At 66.1% G+C, this 21,957-nt stretch carries 21 protein-coding genes; 9 read left to right on the top strand and 12 right to left on the bottom strand.

The window, feature by feature from the left end; translation table 11 throughout:
* Window positions 1-79: 79 nt before the first annotated feature.
* Entirely contained in the window at window positions 80-508 is a 429-nt protein-coding gene (locus AC5JLE_RS02845) for a VOC family protein (protein WP_032961230.1), read from the top strand.
* Between the two features lie 67 nt (window positions 509-575).
* Here the strand turns inward: AC5JLE_RS02845 and AC5JLE_RS02840 are convergent, their stop codons facing one another.
* The gene (locus AC5JLE_RS02840; RefSeq protein WP_014648481.1) at window positions 576-1,007 is read right to left on the bottom strand and encodes a CBS domain-containing protein; all 432 of its coding nucleotides are present in this window, start codon (window positions 1,005-1,007) and stop codon (window positions 576-578) included.
* 446 nt (window positions 1,008-1,453) lie between these two features.
* On the bottom strand, window positions 1,454-3,292 hold the full coding sequence (gene glmS, locus AC5JLE_RS02835; RefSeq protein ID WP_496064999.1) for a glutamine--fructose-6-phosphate transaminase (isomerizing): 1,839 nt from the start codon (window positions 3,290-3,292) through the stop codon (window positions 1,454-1,456).
* Between the two features lie 203 nt (window positions 3,293-3,495).
* On the opposite strand from glmS, the gene AC5JLE_RS02830 reads away from it, so the two are divergent.
* The 7 genes from AC5JLE_RS02830 to AC5JLE_RS02800 all read left to right on the top strand — a co-directional run bounded on the left by AC5JLE_RS02830 (window position 3,496) and on the right by AC5JLE_RS02800 (window position 11,287).
* Window positions 3,496-4,773: an efflux RND transporter periplasmic adaptor subunit gene (locus tag AC5JLE_RS02830; protein ID WP_014648483.1), complete on the top strand. Its 1,278-nt coding sequence runs from the start codon at window positions 3,496-3,498 to the stop codon at window positions 4,771-4,773.
* A gap of 35 nt (window positions 4,774-4,808) precedes the next feature.
* The gene (locus AC5JLE_RS02825; RefSeq protein ID WP_014648484.1) at window positions 4,809-5,534 is read left to right on the top strand and encodes an ABC transporter ATP-binding protein; all 726 of its coding nucleotides are present in this window, start codon (window positions 4,809-4,811) and stop codon (window positions 5,532-5,534) included.
* Window positions 5,535-5,544: 10 nt separating this feature from the next.
* Window positions 5,545-6,846, top strand: coding sequence for an ABC transporter permease (locus tag AC5JLE_RS02820; protein WP_014648485.1), 1,302 nt, complete (start codon window positions 5,545-5,547; stop codon window positions 6,844-6,846).
* 21 nt (window positions 6,847-6,867) lie between these two features.
* A complete protein-coding gene (locus AC5JLE_RS02815) occupies window positions 6,868-8,082 on the top strand; it encodes an ABC transporter permease (RefSeq protein WP_241884793.1) in 1,215 nt (404 codons plus the stop codon).
* Between the two features lie 16 nt (window positions 8,083-8,098).
* A complete protein-coding gene (locus AC5JLE_RS02810) occupies window positions 8,099-8,470 on the top strand; it encodes a PDZ domain-containing protein (protein ID WP_014648487.1) in 372 nt (123 codons plus the stop codon).
* A gap of 121 nt (window positions 8,471-8,591) precedes the next feature.
* The gene (locus AC5JLE_RS02805) at window positions 8,592-9,938 is read left to right on the top strand and encodes a sigma-54-dependent transcriptional regulator (protein ID WP_014648488.1); all 1,347 of its coding nucleotides are present in this window, start codon (window positions 8,592-8,594) and stop codon (window positions 9,936-9,938) included.
* Window positions 9,935-11,287 (top strand): sensor histidine kinase, encoded by a 1,353-nt coding sequence (locus tag AC5JLE_RS02800; protein ID WP_014648489.1) that lies wholly within the window; start codon window positions 9,935-9,937, stop codon window positions 11,285-11,287. The genes AC5JLE_RS02805 and AC5JLE_RS02800 overlap by 4 nt, the downstream gene beginning before the upstream one ends.
* Before the next feature lie 56 nt (window positions 11,288-11,343).
* Here the strand turns inward: AC5JLE_RS02800 and AC5JLE_RS02795 are convergent, their stop codons facing one another.
* Together AC5JLE_RS02795 and glmU are read right to left on the bottom strand one after the other, a co-directional pair.
* Window positions 11,344-11,877 carry a GNAT family N-acetyltransferase gene (locus tag AC5JLE_RS02795; protein WP_496064998.1) on the bottom strand — a complete coding sequence of 178 codons (534 nt, stop codon included), beginning with the start codon at window positions 11,875-11,877 and terminating at the stop codon, window positions 11,344-11,346.
* The gene (glmU, locus tag AC5JLE_RS02790) at window positions 11,846-13,213 is read right to left on the bottom strand and encodes a bifunctional UDP-N-acetylglucosamine diphosphorylase/glucosamine-1-phosphate N-acetyltransferase GlmU (RefSeq protein WP_014648491.1); all 1,368 of its coding nucleotides are present in this window, start codon (window positions 13,211-13,213) and stop codon (window positions 11,846-11,848) included. Before glmU ends, AC5JLE_RS02795 begins: the two co-directional genes overlap by 32 nt.
* 83 nt (window positions 13,214-13,296) lie before the next feature.
* On the opposite strand from glmU, the gene AC5JLE_RS02785 reads away from it, so the two are divergent.
* Complete coding sequence (locus tag AC5JLE_RS02785; RefSeq protein WP_041863846.1) at window positions 13,297-13,680, top strand: GtrA family protein; 384 nt, start codon at window positions 13,297-13,299, stop codon at window positions 13,678-13,680.
* A gap of 20 nt (window positions 13,681-13,700) precedes the next feature.
* Here the strand turns inward: AC5JLE_RS02785 and AC5JLE_RS02780 are convergent, their stop codons facing one another.
* From AC5JLE_RS02780 to atpE, 8 genes are all read right to left on the bottom strand, one after another.
* Window positions 13,701-15,914: a putative glycosyltransferase family protein gene (locus AC5JLE_RS02780; RefSeq protein WP_496064997.1), complete on the bottom strand. Its 2,214-nt coding sequence runs from the start codon at window positions 15,912-15,914 to the stop codon at window positions 13,701-13,703.
* A gap of 72 nt (window positions 15,915-15,986) precedes the next feature.
* Window positions 15,987-16,409 carry a F0F1 ATP synthase subunit epsilon gene (locus AC5JLE_RS02775; RefSeq protein WP_005419509.1) on the bottom strand — a complete coding sequence of 141 codons (423 nt, stop codon included), beginning with the start codon at window positions 16,407-16,409 and terminating at the stop codon, window positions 15,987-15,989.
* Between the two features lie 113 nt (window positions 16,410-16,522).
* Window positions 16,523-17,929: a F0F1 ATP synthase subunit beta gene (gene atpD / locus AC5JLE_RS02770; RefSeq protein ID WP_005419510.1), complete on the bottom strand. Its 1,407-nt coding sequence runs from the start codon at window positions 17,927-17,929 to the stop codon at window positions 16,523-16,525.
* 37 nt (window positions 17,930-17,966) lie between these two features.
* A complete protein-coding gene (gene atpG / locus AC5JLE_RS02765; protein ID WP_014648494.1) occupies window positions 17,967-18,830 on the bottom strand; it encodes a F0F1 ATP synthase subunit gamma in 864 nt (287 codons plus the stop codon).
* A gap of 97 nt (window positions 18,831-18,927) precedes the next feature.
* Window positions 18,928-20,475 (bottom strand): F0F1 ATP synthase subunit alpha, encoded by a 1,548-nt coding sequence (gene atpA / locus AC5JLE_RS02760; RefSeq protein WP_496064996.1) that lies wholly within the window; start codon window positions 20,473-20,475, stop codon window positions 18,928-18,930.
* A gap of 44 nt (window positions 20,476-20,519) precedes the next feature.
* On the bottom strand, window positions 20,520-21,047 hold the full coding sequence (locus tag AC5JLE_RS02755) for a F0F1 ATP synthase subunit delta (protein ID WP_496064995.1): 528 nt from the start codon (window positions 21,045-21,047) through the stop codon (window positions 20,520-20,522).
* A 2-nt stretch (window positions 21,048-21,049) separates the two neighbouring features.
* Window positions 21,050-21,520, bottom strand: a complete 471-nt coding sequence (locus AC5JLE_RS02750) for a F0F1 ATP synthase subunit B (RefSeq protein ID WP_005419512.1) — start codon at window positions 21,518-21,520, stop codon at window positions 21,050-21,052.
* Window positions 21,521-21,626: 106 nt separating this feature from the next.
* On the bottom strand, window positions 21,627-21,932 hold the full coding sequence (gene atpE, locus AC5JLE_RS02745) for a F0F1 ATP synthase subunit C (RefSeq protein ID WP_005411133.1): 306 nt from the start codon (window positions 21,930-21,932) through the stop codon (window positions 21,627-21,629).
* Between the last annotated feature and the right edge of the window lie 25 nt (window positions 21,933-21,957).

Below are 21,957 nucleotides of genomic sequence, written 5' to 3'. Positions count from 1 at the left end.
CGGAGGGGATTAAGTCATTTCTGGCACTATTGGCCGGAAGCGACTTAATCCCCTCCGTCCCCTTTTTTGCGAGGTTCGTATGGAAACAATGGAACTGCACCGCGGCCGCCTGATCGACCATCTGCAGTTGGTGGTGCGTGACCTGGCCGCCAGCCGCCGCTTCTACCAGGCGGTGTTCGACACCATCGGCATCCCGATCGCCGGCGAAGGCGATGATTACTTCTGGGCCGATGAGCTGTTCATTTCCAGCGCCAGCAGCGAGGCCGCCGCCGGCCAGCTGACCGGCCGCCACCATCTGGCCTTCCAGGCCCGCGACAGCGCCACCGTCGATGCCTTCCATACCGCCGCGATCGCCGCCGGCGGCACCGATAACGGCGCGCCGGGCGAACGCCCCTACCACCCGGGCTACTACGGCGCCTTCGTGCTCGACCCGGACGGCAACAACATCGAAGTGGTCTATCACGGTCCTGCGAACTACAGCGCCGACTCGGTGAAGGTCACGTTCTGATATCACCGAAGCCGTGAACGAAGAAGCCGGGCAATGCCCGGCTTCCCTGCTTCCAGCGCTGCAGCCCTCAGTGGGCGGCCATGTAGATGTCCTGAAGCACGGCCTTTTCCAGTTCCAGCTCGCCCAGCAGGTTCTTCACGATATCGCCCAGGCTGAGGATGCCGACCAGCTGGTTGCCGTCGGTCACCATCAGATGACGGCGCCGCGAGTACGTCATCAACGACATGGCCTGCTTCAGCGTCGCGTCCGGCGCAATGCCTTCCAGGCCGGTGGACGGCAGGCTGGAGATCACCCGGCGGCCGGCCTGCGGGCCGTCGTCGGCCAGGGTACGCACGATGTCCTTCTCGGAAATGATGCCGACCGGGGCATCGTCCTTCATCACCACCAGCGCAGCGATCCTGTTCGCGCTCATCTTGTGGGCGGCGGCACCGATGGTGTCCTCGGCGTCGATGGTGATGACAGCTTCTTTCTTGGATTGCAGGAGTTCGCGGACGTTCATTCTTGTTTCCTGGTGCAGGTCACTGAAGTCAAAAAAGTGTGCTCTTCCGATACGCCCCCTCCCCGGGAACAGACCTTTCAGCGCACGTCTGGCGCACCCGCCCGCCGCGTGGAATGGATCGGCAGGCGATGTGCTGCAACGCGAACGAGGTGGGCTCAACCGCTCAACCCGGACCTCGGTCAAATCGATTCTACGACTGCGACCATCGGTCACTACCGGCATCGATAGGACAGTTCGTCGTGGGAACCAACCGACGATCCAGAGAATGGCACCGCGGCTGAAACCGCCGCTGAATACAGCCAATGCCACGCATTAAAGAATGATTGCCTGCTGCCGACGGCGGACAGAACACCCGGCGGCTGTCCCACTTGGCATGGCCAACCACGCAAACGAAAGGGGCCACGCGGGCCCCTTTTCGCATGCAGCATTCAACGGATCCGGTAGTGTTACTCCACCGTCACGCTCTTGGCCAGGTTGCGCGGCTTGTCCACGTCGGTGCCGCGTGCCAGCGCGGTGTGGTAGGCCAGCAGCTGCACCGGAATGGTGTGCACGATCGGGTTGAGCACGCCGGCATGGCGCGGCGTGCGGATCACGTGCACGCCTTCGGACTCATTGAAGTTGCTGTCCTGGTCGGCGAACACGAACAGCTCGCCACCACGGGCGCGCACTTCCTGCATGTTCGACTTCACCTTCTCCAGCAGGCTGTCATTGGGGGCGATCACCACCACCGGCATGTCCTCGTCCACCAGCGCCAGCGGGCCGTGCTTCAGCTCGCCCGCCGGGTAGGCCTCGGCGTGGATGTAGGAAATCTCCTTGAGCTTGAGCGAGCCTTCCAGCGCGATCGGGTAATGCAGGCCACGGCCCAGGAACAGCGCATTGGACTTGCGCGCGAAGCGTTCGGCCCACGCCGCGATCTGCGGTTCCAGGTTCAGCGCGTGCTGCACGCTGCCCGGCAGGAAGCGCAACTGTTCCAGGTAATCCGCTTCCTGCGCCGCGTCGATGCGGCCATGCAGCTTGCCCAGCACCACGGTCAACTGGAACAGCGCGGCCAGCTGGGTGGTGAAGGCCTTGGTCGAAGCCACGCCGATCTCCGCGCCCGCGCGGGTGTAGCAGACCAGCTCGCTGGCGCGCGGAATCGCGCTTTCCGGCACGTTGCAGATCGACAGCGTGTGCTTGTGGCCAAGCGCCTTGGCGTACTTCAGCGCCTCCATCGTATCCAGCGTTTCGCCGGACTGGGAGATGGTGACGATCAGGTGCTTCGGGTTGGCATACGCGGCGCGGTAGCGGTACTCGCTGGCAATCTCCACGCTGCACGGCAGGCCGGCGATGGCCTCGATCCAGTAGCGCGCGGTCAGGCCGGCGTAGTAGCTGGTGCCGCAGGCAATGATCTGCACGCCCTCGATGCCCGACAGCACCGCTTCGGCATTCTTGCCGAACAGCTCGGCCGGGAAACCACCGGCGTCGATCGCCGCCTCGATGGTGTCGCCCAGCGCGCGCGGCTGCTCGTGGATTTCCTTCTGCATGAAGTGGCGGTACGGGCCAAGCTCCAGCGATGCCAGCGACACGTCGGACAGGTGCACATCGCGCTCGACCGGCCGGTCATGCTCATCGAAGATGCGCACGCCATCGCGACGGATCTCGGCGGTGTCGCCCTCTTCCAGGAAGATCACCTTGCGGGTGGCCGAGATCACCGCCGAGACGTCGGAGGCGACGAAGTTCTCGCCCTCGCCCAGGCCCACCAGCAGCGGGCAGCCCATGCGCGCGCAGACGAAGCGCTCCGGCTCGGCGCGGCTGACCACGGCCAGCGCGTAGGCGCCGGTCAGCTCCTTCACCGTGTGCTGCAGCGCCACCAGCAGGTCATCGCCGCCCTTCAGGTGATGATGGATCAGGTGCGCGATGACTTCGGTGTCGGTCTGCGACTCGAAGGTGTAGCCCAGCGCCCGCAGCTTCTCGCGCTGCTCTTCGTGGTTCTCGATGATGCCGTTGTGCACCAGCGCCACGCCGTGGCTGATGTGCGGATGCGCGTTGGCCTCGGTGACGCCGCCGTGGGTGGCCCAGCGGGTGTGGCCGATACCCAGCACCGCATTGAACCCTTCGGCCTCGGCCGCCGTGGCCATTTCCGACACGCGACCGGTGCGGCGGACACGACGTACTTCGGGGCGCTCGGCATGATCGATCACCGCGATGCCCGAGGAGTCGTAACCACGGTACTCAAGCCGCTTCAGGCCTTCGATCAGCACCGGCACCACGTCGCGATCGGCGATTGCACCCACGATTCCACACATGTCACGCGTTTCCTTGAAGACGATCGGCGCATTCTAGCCCGCGTGTCCGGCTTCCCCCTCCTGTCCGCTTAATGAAAGTGTCCGGAAAGGTGTCCGCGGACACCCGGACACTCCAGCGGCCCGCCCAACCTGTTGAACTGAAAGGAAATAAAATTGGCACGCTACGTGCTTGGTACTGGCTACCACCGTCAGGCACGCACCCGATGATCCGCGACACTTCCGCACAGGACCAGATCGTTTCCTCCGCCCCGGCCGGCGCCACCCGCGCCAACTGGCAGCGTTACCGGTGGCCGGCGCTGGGCGCCATCGTGCTGCTGGCCGGCATCGGCTGGGCCGTGCATGCCTGGTCCAATGCCAGCCGCTCCTTCGACAGCAGCCGGGTGCGCATCGCCGAAGTGAAGCGCGGCGACCTGGTCCGCGACATCGCCGCCGACGGCCGGGTGATCGCCGCCAACAGCCCGATCCTGTACGCCATCTCGGCCGGCACCGTGGACCTGAAAGTGGTCGCCGGTGACGTGGTCAAGAAGGGCCAGGAACTGGCGGTCATCGACAGCCCGGAACTGCGCAGCAAGCTGGCCCAGGAACAGGCCACCCTGGCCGGCCTGGAAGCCGAGGCCAGCCGTGCCGCGCTGGACGCCACCCTGGCCCGCGCCAAGTCGCGCAAGGAAACCGACCAGGCCACCATCGAGCGCCAGGCCGCCGACCGCGACCTGCAGCGCTTCCAGCGCGGCTACGACGGCGGTGCGGTGCCACAGATCGACCTGGCCAAGGCCAAGGACTCGCTGAAGAAGGCCGACATCACCCTGGCCAACGCCACCACCGATGCGCGCCTGCAGAGCCAGGGCGCCGACCTGGATGCCCGCAACAAGCGCCTGCTGGCCGACCGCCAGAAGGCCGTGGTGGCCGAAGTGCAGCGCCAGGTCGACGCACTGACCCTGCGCGCACCGTTTGACGGCCAGGTCGGCCAGGTGCAGGCGGTCCAGTCCACCAACCTGGCTGCCAACGCGCCGGTGCTGGGCGTGGTCGACCTGTCCAAGTTCGAGGTCGAGATCAAGGTGCCGGAGAGCTTCGCCCGCGACCTGGCGATCGGCATGCCGGCGCAGCTGACCGGCGGCAATGGCAAGCCGTTCCCGGGCGAGATCAGCGCGGTGTCGCCGGAAGTGGTCAACGGCGAGGTCAACGCCCGCGTGCGCTTCGCCAGCGCGCAGCCGGAAGGCCTGCGCCAGAGCCAGCGGATGTCGGTGCGCGTGCTGCTCGATACCCGCAAGGACGTGCTGAAGGTCGAGCGCGGCCCGTTCGTCGAACAGGGCAATGGCGTGGCCTACGTGATGGATGGCCGCACCGCGGTGCGGCGTCCGGTGGAACTGGGCGTCAGCAGCCTGGGCGAAGTGGAAATCAAGTCGGGTGTGCAGCCGGGCGACCGCATCGTGGTCTCCGGCAGCGACCTGTTCAAGGACGCCGAACGCGTCTCCGTCAACTGATACCCGATACCTGAATCCTGGAGAGAGGACACCCCATGTACATGCTCGAAATGCGTTCGGTCGCCAAGGTCTTCCGCACCGAACAGGTGGAAACCCACGCGTTGCGCTCGCTGGAACTGCAGGTCAAGGAAGGCGAGTTCGTCGCGGTCACCGGCCCGTCCGGCTCCGGCAAGACCACCTTCCTCAACATCGCCGGCCTGCTGGAAACCTTCACCAGCGGCACCTACCTGCTTGACGGCCAGGACGTGAGCACGCTGGGCGATGACGCCCGCAGCCGCCTGCGCAACCAGAAGATCGGCTTCATCTTCCAAGGCTTCAACCTGATTCCCGACCTGAACCTGTTCGACAACGTCGACGTGCCGCTGCGCTACCGGAAGATGAGTGCCAACGAGCGCCGCGAACGCATCGAAAAGGCGCTCACCCAGGTCGGCCTGGGCTCACGCATGAAGCATTACCCGAACGAACTGTCCGGCGGCCAGCAGCAGCGTGCGGCGATCGCGCGTGCGCTGGCCGGCAGCCCGCGCCTGCTGCTGGCCGACGAACCAACCGGCAACCTGGATACGCAGATGGCCCGCGGCGTGATGGAACTGCTGGAGGAGATCAATGCCGCCGGCACCACCATCGTGATGGTCACCCACGACCCGGAACTGGCCGCGCGCGCGCAGCGCAACGTGCACATCGTCGATGGCCAGGTGACCGACCTGGTGCGCGAACCGGTGCTGGCTACCCCGCCGCGCCACATCGTTGCCGTCAACGAGTGAGGGCACTCCCATGTTCGCCTACTACACCCGATTGGCGGTACGCAGCTTCCGCCGCAACAAGATCCTGACCGCACTGATGGTGGTCGCCATCGCGCTCGGCATCGGTGCCTCGATGACCACGCTGACGGTGTTCCACGTGCTGTCCGGCGACCCGATTCCCGGCAAGAGCGACCAGCTGTTCTACGTGCAGGTCGATCCGCGCCCGCGCGGCGGCTATACCCCGGGTGAGGAGCCTGAGGAACAGATGACACGGCGCGACGCCGAGACCCTGCTGCGCGAGAAGCGCGGCATCCGCCAGGCGATGATGAGCGCGGGCGGCGGCACGGTGGAACCGGAGCTCAGCACGCTCAAGCCGTTCTCGGTGGATACGCGCTGGACGTCGGCCGATTTCTTCCCGATGTTCGACGTGCCGATGCAGTACGGGCGTGCCTGGAACAGCAGCGATGATGACAATCGCAGCCGGGTGGTGGTGCTGTCGAAAGCGATCAACGACAAGCTGTTCCAGGGTGCCGACAGCACCGGTCGCGAGATCCGCCTGAGTGGCCATTCACTGCGGGTGATCGGCGTGATGAAGAAGTGGAATCCCGAACCCCACTTCTTCGATCTGACCACCGGCAACTACGGCAAGGATGAAGACCTGCTGGTGCCGTTTTCCACTGCGATGGACCTGGAGTTCGGCAGCAACGGCAACATGAACTGCTTCGGCGAGAATCCGGATGGCAGCAGCAACTCGATCAACGCGCCCTGCAGCTGGATCCAGTACTGGGTGGAGCTGGATCCGGCCAAGGTCGAGGACTACCGCAGCTACCTGGCCAACTACTCGGACCAGCAGCGCGCAGCGGGCCGTTTCGAGCGCCCCACCAACGTGCGCCTGCGCCCGGTGATGGAGTGGTTGACGTTCAAGAATGCCGTGCCTAGCGATGTGCGCCTGCAGATGTGGCTGGCATTGGGCTTTCTCGGCGTCTGCCTGGTCAACACGGTGGGCCTGCTGCTGGCGAAGTTCCTGCGCCGCAGCGGCGAGATCGGCGTGCGCCGCGCCCTCGGTGCCAGCCGTGGGCAGATCTTCCTGCAATGCCTGGTTGAAGCCGGTGCGATCGGCGTTGCCGGCGGCGTGCTCGGCATCGGCCTGGCCCTGCTCGGCCTGTATGCGGTGCGCCAGCAACCCGTGGACTACGCGAGCCTGGCCCACCTGGACGGCAGCATGCTGCTGCTGGCCATTGGCCTGACCCTGTTCGCCAGCCTCGCCGCTGGTTTCCTGCCCGCCTGGCGCGCGATGCAGGTTACCCCGGCCATCCAGCTCAAGTCGCAGTAAGCACGAGTACGAGGACCTCCCATGGATATCCGCCCCATCCTCAGCACCCTGCGCCGGCACAAGACAGCCGCCGCCCTGATCGTGCTGGAAGTCGCCCTGACCTGCGCCATCGTCTGCAATGCCCTGTTCCTGGTCACCCAGCGCGTTGAACGGATCAGCCAGACCAGCGGCCTGGCCGAGAACGAGCTGGTGTTCGTCCGGGTCAGCGGCATCGGCAAGCAGACCAATGGCCAGGCCCGCACCCAGGAGGACCTGTCCGCCCTGCGCGCCGTTCCCGGGGTCACCGCCGCCGCGAAGGTCAACCAGCTGCCGTTCCGCCCGAACTCCTCCAATACCAGCGTTTCGCTGAAGCAGGAACAGGAACGTCCGACCGCCTTCGTCACCATGTACATGTTCGGCGAAGATGGACTGTCCACGCTTGGACTGCAGCTGACCGCCGGCCGCGACTTCCAGCCCAGTGAATACAGCAACGTCGAGGATGCACAGAAGAACGCCTCCACCAATACCGCCTCCTCGGTGATCATCAGCCGCACGCTCGCCGACAGGTTGTACCCCGGCGAGAACGCACTGGGCAAGACGTTCTACATGGGCAAGCAGCCACTGCACGTGGTGGGTATTGTCGCGTCATTGGCCACGCCCACCGATTACAACAACAACACCACGCTGTCGATGGTGCTGCCTGTGCGGACCGATTTCACCCAGGGCCCGTACGTCCTGCGCACCGCTCCGGAACGGCGCGAGGAAGTACTCAAGGGCGCGATCGCCGCGCTTGAACGCAACGACCCCAACCGGCTGGTGCGCGAGAAGCTGACCTATGAGGCGCAGCGCAATGACTACTTCAAGAACGACAGGGCCATGGTCGGGCTGCTGATCACGGTGTGCATCTCGCTGCTGGTGGTCACCGCACTGGGCATCATCGGCCTGGCCAGCTTCTGGGTGCAGCAGCGCAGCAAGCAGATTGGTATCCGTCGCGCGCTCGGCGCGACGCGTGGGCAGATCCTGCGCTACTTCCAGACCGAGAACTTCCTGCTGGCCACGCTGGGCATCGTGCTGGGCATGCTGGCCGCCTATGCGATCAACCTGGCACTGATGAACATGTACGAGCTGCCGCGCATGCCGCTGCACTACCTGCCGCTGGGCGCACTGCTGCTGTGGGTGCTTGGCCAGATCGCGGTGTTCGGGCCGGCCCGGCGCGCGGCAGCGGTACCGCCTGCGGTTGCCACGCGGGGCGCATGAGATGCGTATCCGCTGGATGCTGATGATGATGCTCCTGCCACTGCCGGCACTGGCCGGCGGTGGCAGCTCGCAGACACTGGAGTGGCGCCAGGACGATGCGCGCCTGGCATTGCGTTCGAGCGAAGGCCAGGTGCGCGTGGAAGCCGCCGGCCCGGAAGCCCGCTTCGGCGTGCGCAGCGGCGATCGCATCCTGCGGGTGGATGACACCACCGTACGCAGGATCGAGCATCTTGCCGAGGCCCTGCGGCGTTCAAGCGCCGCCAGGGCCTATCTCCTGCTGCAGCGCGACAGGCAGGAACTGACGGTCGCGGTGGACGCCGCTGCCTGGCGCAGGGCGCTGGTCGCTCCGCCTCCGCCAGCACCGCCACCGCCGCCGCCCCGACGCTGAGCCCGCCGCCCCGACGGCTACGGGTTTGGCTATGCTTGATGGGTGGCGCCGGGCTCTCCCGGCGTATGGACACGAACACGGCTCCATCGGCGCCGCCCATCCCTTTCTGCAGAACCGCTTGATGCCTTCGATCCTGATCATCGACGACAACGCCAGTGTGGGCACTGCACTGGACGTGCTGTTCTCCCTGCACGACATCGACACCCTGCAGGCGCAGAGCCCGGCCGAGGGGCTGGCCCTGCTCGAGTCGCAGCCGGTCGACCTGGTGATCCAGGACATGAACTTCAGCGAGGACACCACCTCCGGCGAGGAGGGCGAAGCGCTGTTCGCACAGATCCGCGCACGCCACCCGGACCTGCCGGTGATCCTGCTGACCGCCTGGACCCACCTGAGCAGCGCGGTGGACCTGGTCAAGGCCGGCGCCGCCGACTACCTGGCCAAGCCCTGGGACGACCGCAAGCTGCTGACCACGGTCAATAACCTGCTGGAGCTGTCCGAGGCGCGGCGCGAACTGGACCGCCGCCGCAGCCGTGAGCTGCGCCAGCGCAATGCGCTGGAAGAAAAGTACGACCTGTGCGGTGCGGTCTTCGCCGATCCGGCCAGCGAGCGCGTCATCGCCCTGGCCTGCCAGGTCGCGCGCTCCGAGCTGCCGGTGTTGATCACCGGTCCCAATGGTGCCGGCAAGGAGAAGATCGCGCAGATCATCCAGGCCAATTCACTGGTGGCCAAGGGCCCGTTCATCACGGTCAACTGCGGCGCGTTGCCGTCGGAGCTGATCGAGGCCGAACTGTTCGGTGCCGAGGCCGGCGCCTACACCGGCGCCAACAAGGCACGCGAGGGCAAGTTCGAAGCCGCCGACGGAGGCACGCTGTTCCTGGATGAGATCGGCAACCTGTCGCTGGGCGGGCAGATGAAGCTGTTGCGCGTGCTGGAAACCGGCCGCTTCGAGCGCCTGGGTTCCAATCGCGAACGCCAGGTCAAAGTCCGCGTGGTCAGCGCGACCAATGCCGACCTGCCGGCGATGATCCGCGACGGCACGTTCCGCGAAGATCTCTACTACCGCCTCAATACAGTGGAACTGGTACTACCGCCGTTGGCCGAGCGCGCGGGCGACATCGTGCCACTGGCCGAGCGTTTCCTGACGGCCGGCAAGCCGCTGTCCAGTGCCGCCAGTGCCGCCCTGCAACGGCACCCGTGGCCGGGCAACGTGCGCGAACTGCGCAACGTGATCCAGCGTGCCGAACTGCTGGCGACCGGCAACCGCATCGAGGTGGCCGACCTGAACCTGCCGCGCACCGCACCGGCGCCACGCCCCGCACCGAGCGCTGGCAACGATCCCGACCGCGAGCGCATCGAGGACGTGCTGGCACGCAACCACGGCGTCATCGCCCAGGCGGCTGCCGAACTCGGCCTGAGCCGCCAGGCCCTGTACCGGCGCATGGACCGCCACGGCATCCCACGCGAATGAAGCGGCGCTCGTTCACCTTCCGCCTGTTCCTGCGCCTGCTGCCGGTGCTGGCGCTGGCCGCTGCGCTGCCGTGGCTGCTGGCGTACTGGATGAACCATGGCTGGGTGGTGACCACGGCGTCGGCCGTGATCCTGCTGGCGTTGATGTGGTGGACCCTGCGCCGCGCCACCGCACCGGTGCGCTCGCTGATGCGCGCACTGTCCGGCACCACCAGCAGCTACCGCGACGGCGAGTACAACTTCGGCGTGTACTGGCCGGGCAACGACGAACTGGGCGACCTGGTGCAGGCGCACCGCGAGCTGGGCGATGTGCTGCGCGAACAGCGGCAGGGCCTGGTGCAGCGCGAACTGCTGCTGGACACCATGGTGCAGAACACGCCGGTGGCCATGCTGCTGATTGCCTCCGGCGGCGATGGCATCGCCCGCGTGGTGTTCTCCAACCTGGCTGCGCGCAAGCTGCTGCATGGCGGCTGGAAACTGGAAGGCCAGCGTCTGGAAGAGGTGCTGGAACAGGTGCCGGTAGAGCTGCGCGATGCCATCGCCCGTGGCGGCGACAGCCTGTTCGCGGTGCATGCCGAGGGCGAGGACGGCGACGAGGATGACGAGCAGGTCTACCACCTGTCGCGCCGCGCCTTCCAGCTCAACGGCCGTCCGCACGACCTGCTGCTGGTACGCCTGCTCACCGCCGAACTGCGCCGCCAGGAAGTGCAGACGTGGAAGAAGGTGATCCGGGTGATCAGCCACGAGCTCAACAACTCACTGGCACCGATCGCCTCGCTGGCCCACTCCGGTGGCGTGCTGGTGCAGCGCGAACGCTTCGACCGGTTGCCGGAGATCTTCACCACCATCGAGGACCGCGCACGCCACCTGGAAGGCTTCATCCGTGGCTATGCACGCTTCGCAAAGCTGCCGCAGCCGCAACTGCAGACCGTGCACTGGGCGCCGTTCCTGTCCAGCCTGCGCCAGCAGATCCCGTTCACCATGGAACGCGAGCCGGACGAGGACCTGAGCAGCCGCATCGACATCGCGCAGTTCGGGCAGGCATTGCTGAATCTTCTGAAGAACGCGCATGAAGCCTGCGCCGAGGCCGATCCGCCCAACGATGACGTACAGGTGCAACTCACGCGGCTGCCGCAATGGCTGCGCCTGGACGTACTGGATCGCGGCAAGGGCATGAACGAGCAGGTGCTGCAGAACGCCTTGATGCCGTTCTATTCGACCAAGCGCAACGGCACCGGCCTGGGGTTGGCACTGACGCGCGAGATCGTGGAAGCGCACGGTGGCCGCGTGTCGCTGCAGAACCGCGGCGATGGCGGGTTGTGCGTGTCGATCCTGTTGCCGGTGGGTTGAGCGGGCCGATCGGGTAGCTCCACGCCATGCGCGGATGTGCCGACCAGGGCCGGCACCTACCAGGCCCGCCGCATCGCCACCCGCAGGTGCATCGGAAACCCGAGCGCAGCCTCTTCGGCCATGACGGCGCGCAGGCCGTCGTTCCACTCAGCCTCAGGCACTACGTCGAACCCTTCGCTGGCATAGAAGGCTGCATTCCATGGCACATCGCTCAAGGTGGTCAGCACCGCTGCAGCAAAGCCGGTGGCCCTGGCCTGCGCCAAGGCGTGCCGCAGCAATGCGCGGCCATGGCCACGACGCGCGTGCGCCGGGTCCACATCCATCTGCAGGACATGGAACTCGCCACACAGCTCGCCGCCCAGCAGGTAGCCGGCAATGTCGCCGCCGGGGCCATCCACAACCCACAGCTGGCCCCGCTGAAGGCCGTCCTGCAGCGTCGGCAGATCCAGGCCGTGGCCGGTAAATACCGGATGGGCTTCGTGATCCTTCAGCAGTTCGCCGGCACGCTGTTCAATTGCCGGCAGCACGCCGAGCTCGTCGGCATGCGGAATACGTGGCTCAGGACTTCTTGACCGGGCGCTTCCAGCCATCGATGGTTTCCTGTCGTGCGCGGGCCAGTGTCAGCTTGCCGTCCGGGGCGGTGCGGGTGATGACCGAACCGGCAGCGATGGTCGCGCCCTCGCCGATCGTCAGCGGCGCCACCAGCGAACTGTTGGAACCGATGAACGCGTTGTCGCCGATGGTGGTGGTCGACTTGTTCACGCCGTCGTAGTTGCAGGTGATGGTGCCGGCACCGATGTTCACCTTGCTGCCGATCACCGCATCACCCAGATAGGTGAGGTGGTTGGCCTTGCTGCCGACGCCGAGGGTGACCTTCTTGGTTTCGACGAAGTTGCCGACGTGCACGCCATCGGCCAGCACGGTACCTGGGCGGAGGCGCGCGAACGGACCGACCAGCGCCGCGCCTTCGGTGACCACACCCTCCAGATCACAGTGCGCGCGTACTTCGGTACCGGGGCCGAGAGTAACGTCCTTCAGGCGGTTGAACGGACCGATGGTAACGCCGTCGCCGAGCACGATGTTGCCTTCGAGAACGACATCGACATCGATCAGCACGTCACTGCCCACGGTGACGGTGCCACGGATGTCGAGTCGTGCCGGGTCGCGCACGCGTGCACCCTGTGCGCACAGCGCACGCACGGCGCGATGCTGCCAGGCACGCTCCAGCTGAGACAGCTGCCAGGGATCGTTTGCCCCCTCGGCTTCCTGCGCGTCGGCCACCAGCGCCATTTCGGCCGGGGTGTACTCATGCGCGGCAAATGCGAACACGTCGGTCAGGTAGTACTCGCCCTGTGCATTGCGGTTGGACAGCTGCGACAGCCAGCGGCGCAGCGCGGTCGACTCCGCGGCGATGATGCCGGTGTTGATCGTGCGCACGCGCAGCTGGTCGTCGGTCGCGTCCTTCTGCTCGACGATCGCTCCCACCTTGCCTTCGGCATCGCGCAGCACGCGGCCGTAACCGGTCGGGTCATCAACCTCGGCGACCAGCACCGCCAACCGCCCTGGCTGCGCCAGCAGATCGCGCAGGGTCTGCGCGCGGATCAGCGGTACATCGCCGTACAGCACCAGCACCTGCACGGCATCCGGCACCTGCGGCATCGCCTGCGCCACCGCGTGGCCCGTACCCAGCTGCTGCGCCTGTTCAGCCCACTGCAGGTCGGGCTGGTCGGCGAACTGTTGCCGCACCGCCTCACCGCCATGGCCGTAGACCACATGGATGGCCGCCGGTTGCAGTTCGCGGGCCGCATCGATCACGTGCGCCAGCATCGGTTGGCCGGCGATCGGCTGCAGCACCTTCGGCAGCACCGACCTCATGCGCTTGCCGGCGCCGGCGGCGAGGATGATGACGTGCAGGGCTTGGGTCATGGGAACGGCAGTCCGTGGTTCGTTGCCGACGATTCTAGAGCGTACGCCGTTAACATGGGCATCCCTCCTCCTTCACCATGCCGATGAGCCTTGTCCGCCAGGGAAGCGCCTACCTCGTGATCGGGCTCGTGCAGCTGCTGGTCGATTGGCTGGTGTTCGTGGTCGCCACCGCGCTTGGCATGCCGGTCGCACCGGCCAACGTCGCCGGGCGCCTGGCCGGCATGCTGCTGGGCTTCTGGCTCAACGGCCGCTACACCTTTGCCGAGGCCGGCACCCACAAGCTGGGCTGGAAGCGCTTTGCACGCTTCTTCGGGCTGTGGCTGCTGCTGACTGCGGCAAGCACGTTGCTGGTGAGCCTGGTCGACCACGCGCTGGGCCTGCAGTACACCTGGCTGGCCAAGCCACTGGTGGAAGGCGGGCTGGCGTGCGTGTCGTTCCTGTTGATGCGCTACGTGGTGTACCGCTGATCGCGGTCAGCGATCAGCGGTCAGCGATCACCGTCACGGCGCAGGCGCGCTCCCAGTCCCTCACGCCACAGCTGCAGCGCGCTGTAGCGCAACCGCACCTGATGCTGCCCGGCCGGCACGCACAACGCATGGAAGAGGCCATTGCCGCGCAGCAGCGGCAGTACCTGGCCATCCTCGAGCTGCGCCTGCCAGCCACGACCGGTGGTTTCGTTGATCACCACCCATGCTGCATCGTCGGCCACCACCGTCAGCTCGATGCGTCCCGGCTGGTAGTGCAGCACCTGTACCGTGGCCTCGCCGGCATCCTGTTCGGCACAGTGGCTGCTGGCGGCTGCCGGCAGCCATAGCTGCCGGTTGAAATCGGTCTGGTTGAACAGCGGCGCAGGCGGTAGAAGCTCCTCATGGCGGCGCACCTGCCGCGGATTCAGCACCCGTGGCAGCACGCTGTCACGCCGCGCAAGTTCCACCTGGTCGCCCTGCGCGCTGGAGCCCGGGAACGGCTCCTGGGCCAGCAGCCAACGCACGCCCAGCAGGTCGTACAGGGGAGCAGCGGTGTCTGGCATCCAGGCAGTGGGGACCTTCTGCTGGAAGGTATCCACCGGCTCGCCCGGCATCCCGGTCATCTGCAGATAGTCGCTTGCCAGCAGCGGGTTGTAGCCGTTTGCCAGCGCAATGGCATGCACCGCCGCGCCGTTGGTGAGTCCGCCGATGCCGAAGACCACCGCGCGCTCGGGTATGCCGATATGCCGCTCTGCCGCCAGCAGCGCATAGGCGCGCTGCGCAGGACCCGCACGATCGGCGGTGAGCACCGACTTTGTGCCGCTGCCCGCGTTGAACCTGGTGCCGACGTTGAACAGCAGCAGGTCCAACAGCACCAGCGCCAGCACCCAGCGCGCAGGTGACTGGTGGCGGCGCAGCACCCACACCGCGGCTACGCCCAGCGCGGCGCTGACCGCAAGCCAGGCGAAAGCGAGCGGATGACCATGATCGATCGCCAGCCACGCAGCGCACGCGCCCAGCACTGCGACGACCGCCACGGACACCCGATGCAATCGCAATGGCTGCCGCTGCAGGGCAACCTGCAGGGCACTGGCACCCAGCCACGCCGCCGCAGGCACGGTAAGGAACAGCGCATCGGACGGGCGCCGGAACAGGTCCAGCCCCGGAAGCCAGCCGAACAACCAGGGGAACAGCGGCGTGGCGCCACCCACCGCGACCATGATCGCCAGCGTCAGCGCACACAGCGCGACGCGCGTCGCCGCCGGCTTGCGCCGCAGCACCTCACCGCCCCAGAGCAGCCACAGCGCCAGCGGCACTGCCCCCACATAGAGGTAATCGGCGCTGATATCACCGAAGGCCCAGCTGTCGCCGCGCCCCTGCGAGAACACGTTGCCCGACAGCAGTGTCACCAGTGTCTGCCAGTGGATGGCACCCGGCAGCGCGGCTTCCAGCGTCAGGCCATTGCGATTGGTCTGGTCCAGCCAGGCCAGCGTGGACAGCCACTGCGGCGCACTGACACCACCGGCGAGAATGGCCACCACGCCCAGCTGCCACAGCAGGCGCATGCGCTGCCCCTGTGCCAGCACGACAGCAGCCACGGCGTAGATCACGCACGCGAGGATGATGAAATAGGTGACCTGGGTCAGTTGAAGCGCACACATCCCGCCGGCCACACCGGCCAGCAGGATGTCGCGCATCCGTCCCCGCCGGCGGACCTGCTCCAGGCCCAGCCACAGCCAGGGCAGCAGGCAGTAGCTGATGATCATCGGCGTGTGCTGCAGGCGCGACGCGGCCACGCCACCAAACATCAGCGTGAGTGCGAACAGCAGCTGCGCCGGCGGCGGCATGCCCTGCACGCGGCTCAACCGCAGTGCACCCAGGCCGCCTGCCAGCACATGCAGCAGCACCACCACCGTGAACAGGTGCAGGGAGCCCGGCGCCAGCAGCATCGGCAGCAGCATCGTCGGCTGCAGCGTCATCATCTGCGGATCGGCCACCTGCGGGTAGCCACCGTAGAGATACGGATTCCACCAGGGGGCCTGCAGGTGACGCAACTGCTCGGCACTGAAACTGACCGCCGGGAAGAACTGCTGCACGGCATCAAAGGGAATGGTCTTGATGCCACTGAGCCATGGCAGGCACAGAACGATCCACGCAATCAGGAACACGCCTGCCGGTGTGCGCCACGGCCGCTGCCAGCTGCTGCCTTCAATCGCTGTCGAGTGGTGCTGCATTCCCTGCTCCTGTGGCGAACAAACAAAAACGCCGGCAGCTAGCCGGCGCTTGTGCTTGATGACGCGCGAACCTCAGTGCTTGAGATTCTTGCGCAGGCGCTCCAGCGCCTGCAGCTGGACGACGGCTTCGGCCAGCTTCTGCTGGGCTTCAGCCACTTCCATCGCTTCGCCGCGGTTGGCCAGGATGCGCTCGGCTTCTTCCTTGGCCTTGCGGACCGAGGCTTCGTCGATGTCCTGCGCGCGGATCGCGGTGTCGGCCAGCACGGTCACCACCTGCGGCTGCACTTCCAGGATGCCGCCGGAAATGGCGAAATCCAGCTGCTCGCCGTTCGGCGTGGTCACCACCACCTTGCCCGGCTTCAGGCGGGTGATCAGCGGCGCGTGCTTGGGCGCGATGCCCAGTTCGCCCAGCTCACCGGTGGCCACGACCAGGGTCGCTTCGCCACGGAAGATTTCCTGCTCGGCGCTGACGATGTCGCAACGGATCGTGCTCATGCAAATCTCTTCGCTGTTCGCGGCGGCGCAATGCCGCCGTGGGGGTCCACCGGCGCGGGCGGTTGCCCGGCGCCGGCGTCAGGTCGGGCAGGATCGCTCCCGCCCGTCCCGGATCAGGCCTTCTCGGCCATCTTCTTGGCCTTCTCGACCGCTTCTTCGATGCCGCCGACCATGTAGAACGCCTGCTCCGGCAGGTGGTCGTACTCGCCATCGACGATGGCCTTGAAGCCACGGATGGTGTCCTTCAGCGGCACGTACTTGCCCGGCGAACCGGTGAACACTTCGGCCACGTGGAACGGCTGGCTGAAGAAGCGCTCGATCTTGCGGGCGCGCGACACGGCCTGCTTGTCTTCTTCGGACAGCTCGTCCATGCCCAGGATCGCGATGATGTCCTTCAGTTCCTTGTACTTCTGCAGGGTCTGCTGGACGCGCTGGGCGGTGTCGTAGTGCTCGTGGCCGATGACCAGCGGATCCATCTGGCGGCTGGTGGAGTCCAGCGGATCGACGGCCGGGTAGATACCCAGCGAGGCGATCGAACGCGACAGGGTCACGGTCGAGTCCAGGTGGGCGAAGGTGGTCGCCGGCGACGGGTCGGTCAGGTCGTCCGCGGGAACGTAGACGGCCTGGATCGAGGTGATCGAACCGTTCTTGGTCGAGGTGATGCGCTCCTGCAGGACGCCCATTTCCTCGGCCAGGGTCGGCTGGTAACCCACGGCGGACGGCATGCGGCCCAGCAGTGCCGACACTTCGGTACCGGCCAGGGTGTAACGGTAGATGTTGTCGACGAACAGCAGGACGTCCTTACCCTTGCCGTTTTCGTCCTTCTCGTCGCGGAAGTACTCGGCCATGGTCAGGCCGGTCAGGGCGACGCGCAGACGGTTGCCCGGCGGCTCGTTCATCTGGCCGTACACCATCGCCACCTTGTCCAGGACGTTGGAGTCCTTCATTTCGTGGTAGAAGTCGTTGCCCTCACGGGTACGCTCACCCACGCCGGCGAACACGGACAGACCGCTGTGCGCCTTGGCGATGTTGTTGATCAGTTCCATCATGTTGACGGTCTTGCCGACGCCGGCGCCGCCGAACAGGCCGACCTTGCCGCCCTTGGCGAACGGGCACATCAGGTCGATGACCTTGATGCCGGTTTCCAGCAGCTCGGTGGCCGGGGACTGGTCTTCATACGACGGCGCAGCGCGGTGGATTTCCCAGTTGTCGCTGGCAGCGACCGGGCCGGCTTCGTCGATCGGACGGCCAAGCACGTCCATGATGCGGCCCAGGGTACCGGCGCCGACCGGCACCGAGATGCCACGGCCGGTGTTGACGGCAACCAGGTTGCGCTTCAGGCCGTCGGTGGAACCGAGGGCGATGGTACGCACCACGCCGTCGCCCAGCTGCTGCTGGACTTCGAGGGTGATCTCGGTGTTTTCCACCTTCAGTGCGTCGTACACCTTCGGCACCGATTCACGCGGGAATTCGACGTCGACGACCGCGCCGATGATCTGAACGATCTTGCCCTGACTCATTGCTGCATCCTCTAATGTGTGCTTTGAACGAACGCGGTCAGACTGCTGCCGCGCCGCCGACGATTTCGGAGATTTCCTGGGTGATCGCTGCCTGGCGCGCCTTGTTGTAGACGAGCTGCAGGGTGCCGATCAGCTTGTTGGCGTTGTCGCTCGCCGCCTTCATCGCAACCATGCGTGCCGCATGCTCGGAGGCGACGTTTTCCAGCAGTGCCTGGTACACCAGCGACTCGATGTAACGCGTCATCACGTGCTCGAGCACGGTCGCGGCATCGGGTTCGTACAGGTAGTCCCAGTCGTGGTGAGCGACCTGCTTCTCAGCCGGCGGCAGCGGCAGCAGCTGATCGAAGCTGGCCTTCTGCACCATGGTGTTCACGAAGCGGTTGTAGACCAGGTACACGCGGTCGATCCTGCCTTCGGTGAAGGCGTCGAGCATGACCTTGATCACACCGATCAGCGATTCCAGCTTCGGCACGTCGCCGATGTGGGTCACGCTGCCGACCATGTTGACCTTCACGCGGCGGAAGAAGGTCGAAGCCTTCTGGCCGATGGTCACCAGGTCCACTTCGGCACCCTTGTCCTGCCATGCCTTGGCTTCGCCCAGCATCTTGCGGAACAGGTTGTTGTTCAGGCCGCCGGCCAGACCGCGATCGGAGGAGATCACGATGAAACCGACCCGCTTGACCTGCTCGCGCTCGACCAGGAACGGATGCTGGTAGTCGGTGCTGGCCTGGGCCAGATGACCGATCACCTGCTTCATCGCCTGCGCGTACGGACGCGAGGTCTTCATCCGATCCTGCGCCTTGCGGATCTTGGAGGCCGAGACCATTTCCAGGGCGCGCGTCACCTTGCGGGTGTTCTGCACGCTCTTGATCTTGGTTTTGATTTCGCGTCCGCTTGCCATCTCTTGTTTCCCGTGGCGCGGGGCTGATGCCCCGCGTTGTTCAACCGTTTGTCATCTGGTCCAGCGGAGCCAGCGGCTCCGCTCTACAGGACCGCGATTACCAGCTGCCGGTGGTCTTGAACTCGGCGATGCCCTTCTTGAAGGCACCTTCGATGTCGTTGTCCCAACCGCCGGTGGCGTTGACCTTGCTGATCAGCTCGCCCTGGGTGTTGGCGAAGTGGGCGTGCAGGCCTTCTTCGAACGCCAGCAGCTTGTTGACCGGCACGTCGTCGAGGTAACCCTCGTTGACGGCGTAGATCGACAGCGCCTGGTTGGCGATCGACATCGGCGCGTACTGCTTCTGCTTCATCAGCTCGGTGACGCGCTGGCCACGCTCCAGCTGCTTGCGGGTCGCTTCGTCCAGGTCCGAGGCGAACTGCGCGAACGCAGCCAGCTCACGGTACTGGGCCAGCGAGATGCGGATGCCGCCCGACAGCTTCTTGATGATCTTGGTCTGGGCCGAGCCACCGACGCGCGACACCGAGATACCGGCGTTCACGGCCGGGCGGATGCCGGCGTTGAACAGGTCGGTTTCCAGGAAGATCTGGCCGTCGGTGATCGAGATCACGTTGGTCGGAACGAAGGCGGACACGTCGCCGGCCTGCGTTTCGATGATCGGCAGCGCGGTCAGCGAACCGGTCTTGCCCTTGACTTCACCCTTGGTGAAGGCTTCGACGTAGTCGGCGTTCACGCGGGCCGCGCGCTCGAGCAGGCGGCTGTGGAGATAGAACACGTCGCCGGGGTAGGCTTCGCGGCCTGGCGGGCGGCGCAGCAGCAGCGACACCTGGCGGTAGGCCACGGCCTGCTTCGACAGGTCGTCATAGACGATCAGCGCGTCCTGGCCGCGGTCGCGGAAGTACTCGCCCATCGTGCAGCCCGAATAGGCCGACACGTACTGCATGGCCGCCGATTCGGACGCCGAGGCGGCCACCACGATCGTGTAGTCCATGGCACCGGCCTGCTCGAGGGCGCGCACCACGTTCTTGATCGACGAGGCCTTCTGGCCGATGGCGACGTAGATACACGTGACGCCCTGGCCCTTCTGGGCAATGATCGCGTCGATGGCCACGGCCGTCTTGCCGGTCTGGCGGTCACCGATGATCAGCTCGCGCTGGCCACGGCCGATCGGGATCATCGAGTCGACCGACTTGTAACCGGTCTGCACCGGCTGGTCGACCGACTTGCGCCAGATCACGCCCGGAGCAACGCGTTCCACCGGAGCGGTCAGGTCGGTGCCCAGCGGGCCCTTGCCGTCGATCGGCTCGCCCAGCGCGTTCACGACGCGGCCCAGCAGTTCCGGGCCGACCGGCACTTCCAGGATGCGGCCGGTGGTCTTGGCGACGTCGCCTTCGCGCAGGTGCTCGTAGTCACCCAGGACCACGGCGCCGACCGAGTCGCGCTCCAGGTTCAGGGCCAGGGCGAAGGTGTTGTTCGGCAGTTCGATCATTTCGCCCTGCATCACGTCGGCCAGACCGAAGATGCGCACGATGCCGTCGGACACGCTGGTCACGGTGCCTTCGTTGCGCGATTCCGCGGCCAGCTTGACCTTCTCGATGCGGTTCTTGATCAGTTCGCTGATTTCGGAGGGGTTGAGCGTGGTTGCCATCGTCAAGTCCTAGTGCCGGCAGCGGGGCCGGACGTTAAATGAATTCAGTTAGCGAGCGCGGTCTGCAGACGGGCCAGCTTGCCCTTCAGCGAACCATCGATGACCACGTCGCCGGCGTCGATCACGGCGCCGCCGATCAGCGAAGCATCGACCGCGGTGGTCACGTCGACCTCGCGGTTGAAGCGCTTGCGCAGCGCAGCCTTGATCGCGTCCAGCTCGCCGGCCGACAGCTCGGAAGCCGAGGTCACCGTGGCCTTGACCACGTGCTCGGCTTCGGCGCGCAGGGCGTCGAACATGCCGGAGATTTCCGGCAGCAGCGGCAGACGATGCGATTCGGCCAGGATGGCCAGGAAGCGCGAGTAGGTCTCGCCGTGCGACACCGGCGCCAGCAGGGCGACGGCGTCGTCACGACCCAGCTCCGGGTTGGCGAGCAGGGCCGCCACGCGCGGGTCGGCGGCGACGTGGGCGGAGAACGCCAGGGCGTCCGACCACGGCGCGAACGCACCTTCGTCGCGCGCGGCCGCGAACGCGGCGCGGGCGTACGGGCGGGCAAGCGTGAGGGCCTGGCTCATCCTTAGATCTCCGAGGCCAGCTCGTCGAGCAGCGCCTTGTGGGCGTTGGCGTCGATTTCGCGCTTGAGCAGCTTTTCGGCACCGGTCACGGCCAGCGCGGACACCTGCTTGCGCAGATCTTCACGGGCACGGTTGGCGGCGGCGTCGATTTCAGCCTGGGCCAGTTCCTTCTGACGGGTGGCTTCGGTGATCGCTTCGTTACGGGCTGCATCAACGATCTGGTTGGCACGCGCGTGGGCCTGATCGATGATCTCGTTGGCCTTGGTGCGGGCTTCCTTCAGCGCTTCGTTGACCTTCTCCTGCGCCTGGGCCAGATCTTTCTGGCTGCGGTCGGCAGCAGCGAGGCCTTCAGCAATCTTCTGCTGGCGCTCTTCGATCGCGTTCATCAGCGGCGGCCAGATCTTGGTCGCGATGATCCAGATCAGACCAGCGAAGGCCAGCGCCTGCGCAAGAAGGGTGAAATTGATATTCATGGTTAGCTCGATCGCTGGTTTCGGGGTGGACGTGCCGCCGAAGCGGCACATCCGGCCTTCATCCGAAACCGGGTGCATCAGCACCCGGTCGTCTCAAACCGCTGTATCAGCCGGCCAGAGCCTTGGTGACGGCGCCAGCAAAGGCAGCCGACAGCGGGTTGGCGAAGGCCAGCAGCAGGCCAACGGCGACCGAGATGATGAACGCGGCGTCGATCAGGCCGGCGGTGATGAACATGCGGACCTGCAGGACCGGGATCAGTTCCGGCTGGCGCGCGGCCGACTCCAGGAACTTACCAGCCATGATGGCCAGACCCAGACCGGCGCCCAGCGCGGCCAGGCCGATCATGATGCCGACGGCAAGGGCGGTGGAGCTCTGAATCTGCGCGAAGTTGGTCAGGACGGCGAAGTACATGGTTATCTCCAGGAACTTAAGTTGC

The sequence above is a fragment of the Stenotrophomonas sp. genome (assembly GCF_059505245.1).
This window is presented reverse-complemented; position numbering and strand designations above follow the sequence as displayed.